The organism is Streptomyces sp. NPDC054887 (genome assembly GCF_053610585.1).
Genome location: NZ_JBSGYQ010000055.1, coordinates 41,081 through 49,617 on the forward strand (window position 1 = coordinate 41,081; position 8,537 = coordinate 49,617).

The window sequence follows — 8,537 nt, forward strand, 5'->3', positions numbered from 1 at the left end:
GGTCGATGGCTGACGGGAATCGTGCTCGCTGCCGACGGCTTTCCGCACATCGCGTGCGCCGGACACCCGTGCAGCCCGCTGCGGTACCGGTCGTGCATTCCCGGTCGGACTCCGGTCAACGGCGGCCGGGGCGTAAGCGGAACGTCAGCGAAACGACAGCGGCGGGGCTCACGCTGGAGCGCGTACCGCCCCCACTCGGACAGGAGTCCCATGCCACGCACTACCGCTCACGCCGTGGGCGCCGGATCGCGCCGGCGGTCACGCCCGCTGGCACGCTTATTGACCGTCTGTGTCGCACTGGGCGCGGCACTGCTCACGCCCACCGCCGCCGGGGCGGCCGGGTCGACCAACGAGGACGCCTACCGGAACCTCGGGCAGGCGGACCGGGCCGAATGGATGTGGGGCATCGCGAGCGACACCCCGCTCTCGGCGATGTCGCTCCCCGGCACGCACGACACGCTCGCCATCCACGGTGGTGCCATGGTGCAGACGCAGGAGGACTACGGCGACAGCGCGAACACCCTGGCGGCGCAGCTCGACCGGGGAATCCGCGCCATCGACATCCGAGTCCGTGTCACGGAGAACAAGTACTTCACGGTCCACCACAGCGCTTACTACCAGAAGGCCAACTTCGACGACGTGCTGACCAAGGCGCAGGATTTCCTGCGGAAGCATCCGAAGGAGGCGATCGTGATGCGCCTGCGGGCCGAGTGCCCGTACGACGGCGGGGGAGTCGCCGACTGCGCCAACGACCCGAAGTCGGTGACCCCGGCGCGGGTCCGGGAGATCTTCGCCGACTACCGGGACAGGTATCCCGGCCTGTTCTACGCCGATGCGGCCTCGGGCAAGAGCCGGGCGAAGGTTCCCACGCTCGGGCAGGTGCGCGGCAAGCTGGTCCTGGGCAGCTTCGACAGTGTCGAGAGCGACAGCTACGGGCTTCAGGGCTTCAACGACCACAAGGAGGACCACTGGGCGGCGTCGACGGTCCCGGAGAAGTGGGGCTACGTCAAGGACAACGTCACCCGGGCCGCTGCCGGCCCTGCGGGTGACCTCTACCTGACGTACTCGTCCGCGTCCACTGCCCCCCTGGGATATTTGCCGTCCCACTACGCCGGCGGCTACCGGTCGGTCCAAGGCGGCGTCACCACCGAGGTCCAGGGCGTCAACTACCAGTTGATGAAGCACCTCAACGGCCGGAGCGGCCGCGTCGGCATCGTCATGCTGGACTTCCCCGGCTGGGGCGTGGTGAACGCGATCATCGACCACAACGCCGACAACGCCGTCAAGGGCGGCAACCGGATGATCTGGCTGGTCAACGCCAACAAGACGTACGTCAACAGTCTGCACAACCGCTGCATGGTGCGGGGGCCCGAGTTCGACAGCTCCAGGACCGGCGGCCTGGTCACCCAGCGCGAGTGCCAGTCGACCCCGCCCAGCAGCCACCAGTGGGGAGCCGAGAAGCCGTCGTACGACGGCAAGGGCCACTTCTGGATCAAGGCGGGCAACGGCAAGTGCCTGACCGTCCCCTACAACAACGGCACCCCGCCGGGCTCCGGCACCCAGCTGTTCTGGTGGGACTGCGAGACGCGCTGGTTCTCGGGCAGCCAGATGTGGAACATCATCCCGACCAAGCTCGCCACCGCGACCGGGTCCCGGCCGGCGTACACGTTCATCAACAACTGGACGGGCCAGTGCCTGTCGATGGACCCGGCCACCGCCGCCACAGCGGGCGGCAAAGTGACTCAGGAGACGTGCCCGAAGTAGGCACCGGCAGGGAACCTCTTCGCCCCACTTCGATGCCGAAGTCCCTTCATGCCTGACCGGCATCCGCTTCGGCGGCCTTGAGGGCTGCGCCGGAGCCCTGTGACAGGGCTCCGGCGCGAGCGGCGGCGAGCGTGATCCGCACGGCCTGGTCGGCGGTGCTCTCCTCGACCGGATCGGCACTGACCAGCAACCGGTAGTAGATCGGAGCGGCCAACGTTCTGATCAGCTCCACCGGGTCGGTGTCTGCCGGGAGTTCACCCCGCTCGATCGCTCGGGCGACCACGGGTTCGGCCCGGCGGAACCGGTCGGCGAAGACCCGCCGCCGCGCCTCGGCGATCTCCGGCAGCCGGCCGGCGTCGGAGTACATCGCGGTCTGCACCGCCCTGCCCACCGGGCCGGTCATGCTCTGCACGAGCGCCCGGGCGAGCGCTTGCAGGTCCGTCTCGACGGCGCCGGTGTCCGGGGTGGGGATGTCGGTGGCGAAGTGTTCGGCCAGCGCGTCGACGACCAGGCTCGCGCGGTCCGTCCAGCGCCGGTAGAGCGTCGTCTTGTGCACCCCGGCCCGCTGAGCCACGCCCTCCATGGTCAGCTCGGCGTATCCCCGGTCGAGCAACTCGGCAAGGGTCGCGGCGCGCACCGCTGCCTGTGCCTTGCGGCCGCGCCCGACCGGGCGGGCGGGTTCGGAGGAATCCAGCTCCATTGCAACTCCTAGTTGCGTTAGATGGCGGCGGCGTGCCAGGCTCCAGCGTAACGCAACTAGAAGTTGCATTGACGGGGCTGCCTGCCCAGATGCGCGCCGGACGCCCTCGCCCAGGAGAAGGAAGACCATGCCCAGTGCTTCCCGTACGTGGACCCTCGACTCCATCCCCGACCAATCCGGCCGCCTGGCGGTGGTGACCGGAGCCAACAGCGGCATCGGCCAGGTCACAGCACAGGCGCTGGCTCAGCGGGGCGCGCACGTCGTGATGGCCTGCCGCAGCCTCCAACGGGGGCAGGACGCCCTGGCCGGGCTGCTCGCCAACGCACCCGGCGCCCGCGCCGAAGTGCGCCGACTCGACCTGGCCGATCTTGCCTCCGTACGCGCCTTCGCCGACGGCTGGGACCACGACCGGCTCGATCTGCTGGTCAACAACGCCGGCGTGGCGATGGTGCCGTTCGCCCGAACCGCCGACGGCTTCGAGTCGCAGTTCGGAATCAACCACCTGGGCACCTTCGCCCTGACCGGACTGCTGCTGCCCCATCTGCTCGCCTCGCCCGATCCGCGGGTGGTCACCGTCAGCAGCGAAGGCCAGCGGTTCGCCCGCTTCGACCTGGGCAACCTCAACGCCGAGCGCCGCTATGGCGCGATGTTCACCTACCTGCAGTCCAAGCGCGCCAACCTCTACTTCGCCGCTGAACTGCAACGCCGCGCCGACGCGGCCGGCCTGAGGCTCCGCAGCACGGCCGTCGCCCCCGGCCTCACCCGCACCAACGTTCTCACCGGCGGCGCCAACAGCGCCCGCGGTCGGTTCTACGGAGCCTTGATGCGGCTGCTGCTCCGCGTCGCCTTCCGCCCCACCCCCGAAGGCGCCAAGACCTCCCTGTACGCGGCGACCGTCGCCGACCTGCCGGGCGGCGCGTACGTCGTACCCGACGGGCCGCTGCAACTCCACGGCGAGCCGGTCCTGCGCAACCGCGAGCGCGCGATGCGTGACACCACCACGGCCCGCCGACTGTGGGAACTGTCCGAGCGGCTCACCGGCGTTCCCTTCCGGCTGTCCGGGGAAGGCGTCGCCCCACCTGTCCGAGAGTCCTAGGCGGAGTACGTGACCCGCTTCCCCGCCCGTCACGGGCCGCAGCGCGACGGGACCGGCATGGCTCCGGACGGCCGGCCAGGTCGATCTTCGCGTAACGCACGTGGATATCGGCAGATTTCCGGACGGCCAACCCTATGGTGGCGTGGTGAACGGCCACCAGCGAACGCGGGACGACGAGGGGAGCGCGGCCCGGGTCCTCGCGCTGTCGGACGGCGTCTTCGCCATCGCGATGACGTTGCTGGCGCTGGACATCACCCTGCCCGCCGGGCTGGACCCGGCCGGTTACGAAGAGGCGCTGGGCGAAGTGGTACCCAACCTGTGGGCGTACGCCCTCAGCTTCGTGGTTGTCGCGGCGTTCTGGCAGGGCCACCATCAGCTTTTCCGGTACGTGCGCGAGGTGGACGGGACAGTCATCAAGCTCGCGCTGCTCAACCTGGGGCTGATCGCCCTGATGCCCTTTCCCACCACCCTCCTGGCCGAGTACGGAGACCAGTGGCAGTCGGTGGCGGTCTACTCCGGCGCCGCCGCGGCCATCGGCGCCGCACAACTCGTGCTGACGGTCGCGTTGTGGAAGCGCCCGTGGCTGAGCAGTACGTCGTTGCCCGACCCCGTGGCGCGCAACGACGTGCTCGACCTGGCGTCGATGGTGATGATCTTCGCCGTGGGCGTGCCCCTCGCCTTCATCTCCCCGATGGGCGCGCAGCTCTGGTGGGCGGTGCTGATCCCGGTGAAGGTGGTGCTGGGCCGACGGGGCAAGCGCCTGCGCGAGGCAACCTAGCGGTGTCGCGGCTGGGGCCCGCATGGGCGGTGCGGCGGAGGAGAGGGCCCTGCGATCGAGCTGAGGGCGCGTGTCGCTCTCGGCCGTCGACCACCGGGCCGCTGACCTGAACGAGCGGCTGCGCGGCTTGGCAGGACGCGGCGGCCTCGGTCCCGCCGTCACCGGACCGGCCGGCCGGCGGCACCGCCCAGCGCACCGCACCCCCGCAGCACATAGCCTGCGCGAAGTGTGTGACGTACGTCTCGGGAACCCTGCCCCAAGGATCGACAGCTGACTGACGTGACAACAACCATGCGCGCGCGTATACGAGCGGGGGATCCGCAAGCCTTCGCGGAACTCTTCGACCAGTACGCGAGAACCATCTACAACCACGCCTACCGGCTGACCGCCGACTGGTCGGCCGCCGAGGACATCGTCTCGGCGACATTCATGGAAGCCTGGCGGGGCCGCGGGCGCGTCGAGGCCGAAGGCGGCAGCGTACGCCCGTGGTTGCTGGGCATCGCCACCAACCTCGTGCGCGCCCAGTCGCGCGGCAACCGGCGTTACAGGGCAGCCGCCGCCGCGGCCGCCCATGCCACCGGTGCCGGGGGAGAGGCGGCGGTGGCCGATCACGCCGAGGAAGTCGCCGGCCGCCTGGACGACCGCCACCGCCTGGCCGCCACCGCGAGCGCACTCGCCGGACTGCGGCGCACCGAACGAGAGGTGCTGAGCCTGTGCCTGTGGCAGGGCCTGGACTACGCCTCGGCCGCGCAGGTCCTCGGCGTTCCGGTCGGCACGGTGCGCTCCCGGCTCTCCCGGGCCCGCAAGAAGCTGCGGAAACTCGCCGACGTACAAGTTCTCACCACAAAGCGGGAACCCCGGCCGGTGAATCGCCAGACAAGAGGGGACCGCACCATCGCGGCACGGCCCGCACAGAAAGGAATCCGGTGAACATGCGTCAGTCCCGTCGGAGCAACTCCCGTCACATGCCTGATGAATGGCACGAGAGTGAGCGACTGCTCGCCCTCGGCGAAGCCGACTTCCCCGCAGGCCGCCATGCCTTTCACAGGGAAGAACTCATGACCTTCATCGAGCAGGTCACCCAAGCCTCGGCCCGCGCCTCCGTCACGCCCCCGGCGGTGGCACCGGTGCGGCGCCCCCTCCTGCGCCGCCCGCTGATCATCCTGCCCGTCGCCGCGTGTGCGCTGGCCGTCGCGGCCGCAGGCGTCCTCACCGTCATCGGGTCCGGGACCGGCACGGAAGTGGCCGCCGGGCCGGCACTCACCGCGGACGTGGGCGCCGGCACCAGCGCCGGCGTCCCGCAACTCCTGGAGCAGGTCTCCGTCGCCTCGGCCAAGAACCCGCAGGTGAAGGTCCGGGCCGGCCAGTACGTGTACATCGAGAGCAAGGTCGGCAGTACCTACGAGAAGACGGTCGGCGACAAGACCACGCTGGCCAGCGAAGGAATTCACCGCCGCCAGGTGTGGAACTCCACCGACGGCACCGAGGGATGGCTGATCGACCCGGCGGTCTCCCCGCCCGGCGGTGAGAAGCTCGACCGGACCAACGAGAAGGGCACGTCCGAGCCGGCAAAGCTCAACGCGCCCACCTACGAGTACCTCGCCACCCTGCCGACCGACCCCGACACCCTCCTCGCGAAGATCTACAAGGAGACCAAGGGCATGGGCAACAGCCCCGACCAGCAAGCCTTCACCACGATCGGCGACCTGCTGCACGAGTCCCTGCCGCCCGCCGAACTGAACACCGCCCTGTACGAGGCTGCCGCCAAGATCCCCGGCGTCGTCCAGGTCAAGGACGCAGTCGACGCGATCGGCCGCCACGGCATCGCCGTCGCCCGCCTGGACGCGACCTCCGGCGCCCGCACGGAATGGATCTTCGACGCCAAGAACTACACCTACCTGGGTGAGCGCACCATCCAGGTCCGCCCCAACGGCGGGGACTCCGGCCTCATCAAGCCCGGCACGGTCCTCTACACCGAGGCTGTCACACTCCGCCAGGCAGTGGACAAGCTCAAGGAAACACCCTCTTCCGGTGTGTAGGGGATGTGCCTGATCCCGCGCCCGTGAGGTGGCGACGGCTCGATCGACGCCCGAGCCGTCGCCACCTGCGTGTTCTGTGCGCATGTCTTGCGGAAGAAGTTCTGACCGGCAGGCATAGATCGCGTGTGGTCCGCGCGTCCTTGTGAGCGTTGAGGAACGGGAGGGCCTATGGACCCGCAGGATCACGAGAGATTCCGGGACTTTGTCGATGTTCGGTGGAGCGCCCTGTTGCGCCTGGCGAACCTGCTTACCGGCGGCGACCGGCACGAGGCGGAGGATCTGGTCCAGATCGCTCTGATGAAGGTGCTGGGCCGCTGGCGGCAGATAGAGGACCCGGAGGGTTACGTGCGCAAGGTGATGTACCGGCACCAGATCAGCCGCTGGCGGCTGCGCCGCCCGCACCGCGAGGCGACGTTCGCCACGATGCCGAAGGAACTCGGCATCGCCGACGGCACGTCCGCCGCCGACCTGCGCATCACCGTGGGCCAGGCGCTCGCCCGGCTGACCCCGCGACAGCGCACGATGCTGGTGCTGCGTTACTTCGAAGACCTGTCCGAGACCGAGGTGGCGAGTGCGCTGGGCTGCTCCGTGGGGACGGTGCGCAGCACCACCCATCGGTCGCTGGCCCGGTTGCGCGGTCTCGCGCCGGAGCTGGGTGCCCCGGCCCGAACCGCACCCACCGTCCCGAGCAGCAACGTGCCGAAGGGGGCCCACACATGAACGCCGACCAGCTGGACCGCGCGATCCGGGACGTCATGCAGGGATGGGTACCAGACAACTCCGGCGCTCCTGCGGACATGGCCGACCGCATCGTGCGCCGCCACCGGCGGCGGAGCCTCATACGCGTCACCGGTGCGGCTCTCGGCCTCACCGGTATCGCCTTCGGTGCGCTCCTCGGCACCGGTACGGGCGGCGAAGACGGGACGCGGCAGCCCGCTTCGCGGGTGAGCAAGCAGAGCAACCTGTTGTGGCGGACCACGCTGCCCGGCAAGACCTGGGACGCCTGTACCACCGGTCCTCGCGCCGTGTACTGCCAGGGGGCGGAGTACGACGGCATCGGCGTGGACGCCCGTACCGGAAAGGTGGTGTGGCAGCACAAGGCCAAGGACGCGGGCAGCGGCGGGTCTCCGGCAGGATCGCTGCCCGGAGTCCGCGACGGAGTGCTGTACTCCTACGCCGACCACGCCCCGGGAGCGCCCCGCGCCGGCACCGACCTCGTCGCCCTCGACCTCGGGAGCCGACAGGTGCTGTGGAAGCACGAGCTGGCCGACGACAGCCGCCGCCGGTCCTCTGCCGTGCTGTTCGACGGCGGCATACTCGCCAACGCTCCGACCTTCAAGAGCGTGGCCGCGCTGGACGACAGGACGGGCCGGACACTGTGGACGTACTCGTGGAAGAAGGCCGACTGCGAGCGGGCCGCGATCGGCGGCGTCCCGTACCTGATGTGCTCGCCGGACAGTGAGAAGGCGCCACAGCGCAGCACCGTCGTCCGGTTGGACCCGGTGACCGGTGAGGCGCGGACGGTCGCGACCGTCAAGGGCCCGACGGCCTACATCGGAACGGACGGGGACGCGGTGCTGCTGGCCGGTTTGGCCGGTGGACAAAGGTTCTCCAGCGACCCCGGACCCGCCACCCTGACCCGCGTCGACGTCAGCTCCGGCAAGGTGGCGCAGCACCGTGTCGACGGCCTGCCGATGGGAGTGGTCGCCGACGGCATCATCCTGGCGTCCGGCGGGAACGGGAACGCCGTCGCGTTCTCGGCCGAGGACGGCAAGCGTCTGTGGTCGCGCGACCTCGGGCTGAGACTTCGCAAGGACCCGCGCGATCCCACGATGCGGGAACTGCCGTCGGCCGCCGCGGTGGATCTCGACAGCCGGGTGGCGTACTACGTTGATCCGTCGGGGCGTCTGGTGGGCCTCGACCTGGACAGCGGTGCGCTGCGCTGGCGCGGCCAGGTGCAGGTGCCGAAGGGCCAGGTGGAGGCGGGGGTCGCCCCTGAGCTGATGGTCCACGACCACGGCCTCGTCGGCCAGGTCGGCAGCGAGCTCTTCCGGATCAAGCCCGTGCTGCCCAAGACACGTCCGTAGCACGGGCGACAGGGGCCGGCGCGGGACTCCGGCAGAGCAACTCGGGTCCCGCGCCGACCGCGGAGTGCGGTCG

The 8,537-nt window shown here is 70.1% G+C and carries 8 protein-coding genes; 7 read left to right on the forward strand and 1 reads right to left on the reverse strand.

Features of this window, described 5'->3' with window-relative positions:
• Nucleotides 1–210: 210 nt before the first annotated feature.
• A complete protein-coding gene (locus tag ACWGH0_RS26350; RefSeq protein WP_453406721.1) occupies nucleotides 211–1,764 on the forward strand; it encodes a phosphatidylinositol-specific phospholipase C domain-containing protein in 1,554 nt (517 codons plus the stop codon).
• 46 nt (nucleotides 1,765–1,810) lie between these two features.
• On the opposite strand, the gene ACWGH0_RS26355 is transcribed toward ACWGH0_RS26350, so the two are convergent.
• Nucleotides 1,811–2,464, reverse strand: coding sequence for a TetR/AcrR family transcriptional regulator (locus ACWGH0_RS26355; RefSeq protein ID WP_453406722.1), 654 nt, complete (start codon nucleotides 2,462–2,464; stop codon nucleotides 1,811–1,813).
• A 127-nt stretch (nucleotides 2,465–2,591) separates the two neighbouring features.
• On the opposite strand from ACWGH0_RS26355, the gene ACWGH0_RS26360 reads away from it, so the two are divergent.
• The 6 genes from ACWGH0_RS26360 (at nucleotide 2,592) to ACWGH0_RS26385 (ending at nucleotide 8,464) form a co-directional block, all read left to right on the forward strand.
• Nucleotides 2,592–3,560, forward strand: a complete 969-nt coding sequence (locus ACWGH0_RS26360; RefSeq protein ID WP_453406723.1) for an oxidoreductase — start codon at nucleotides 2,592–2,594, stop codon at nucleotides 3,558–3,560.
• A gap of 145 nt (nucleotides 3,561–3,705) precedes the next feature.
• Nucleotides 3,706–4,338 carry a TMEM175 family protein gene (locus ACWGH0_RS26365; protein WP_453406724.1) on the forward strand — a complete coding sequence of 211 codons (633 nt, stop codon included), beginning with the start codon at nucleotides 3,706–3,708 and terminating at the stop codon, nucleotides 4,336–4,338.
• A 291-nt stretch (nucleotides 4,339–4,629) separates the two neighbouring features.
• A complete protein-coding gene (locus ACWGH0_RS26370; protein WP_453406725.1) occupies nucleotides 4,630–5,268 on the forward strand; it encodes an RNA polymerase sigma factor in 639 nt (212 codons plus the stop codon).
• Between the two features lie 35 nt (nucleotides 5,269–5,303).
• A complete protein-coding gene (locus tag ACWGH0_RS26375) occupies nucleotides 5,304–6,377 on the forward strand; it encodes a CU044_5270 family protein (protein ID WP_453406726.1) in 1,074 nt (357 codons plus the stop codon).
• A gap of 168 nt (nucleotides 6,378–6,545) precedes the next feature.
• Nucleotides 6,546–7,097 carry a SigE family RNA polymerase sigma factor gene (locus tag ACWGH0_RS26380; RefSeq protein ID WP_453406727.1) on the forward strand — a complete coding sequence of 184 codons (552 nt, stop codon included), beginning with the start codon at nucleotides 6,546–6,548 and terminating at the stop codon, nucleotides 7,095–7,097.
• The gene (locus ACWGH0_RS26385) at nucleotides 7,094–8,464 is read left to right on the forward strand and encodes an outer membrane protein assembly factor BamB family protein (protein WP_453406728.1); all 1,371 of its coding nucleotides are present in this window, start codon (nucleotides 7,094–7,096) and stop codon (nucleotides 8,462–8,464) included. The genes ACWGH0_RS26380 and ACWGH0_RS26385 overlap by 4 nt, the downstream gene beginning before the upstream one ends.
• Nucleotides 8,465–8,537: the final 73 nt, after the last annotated feature.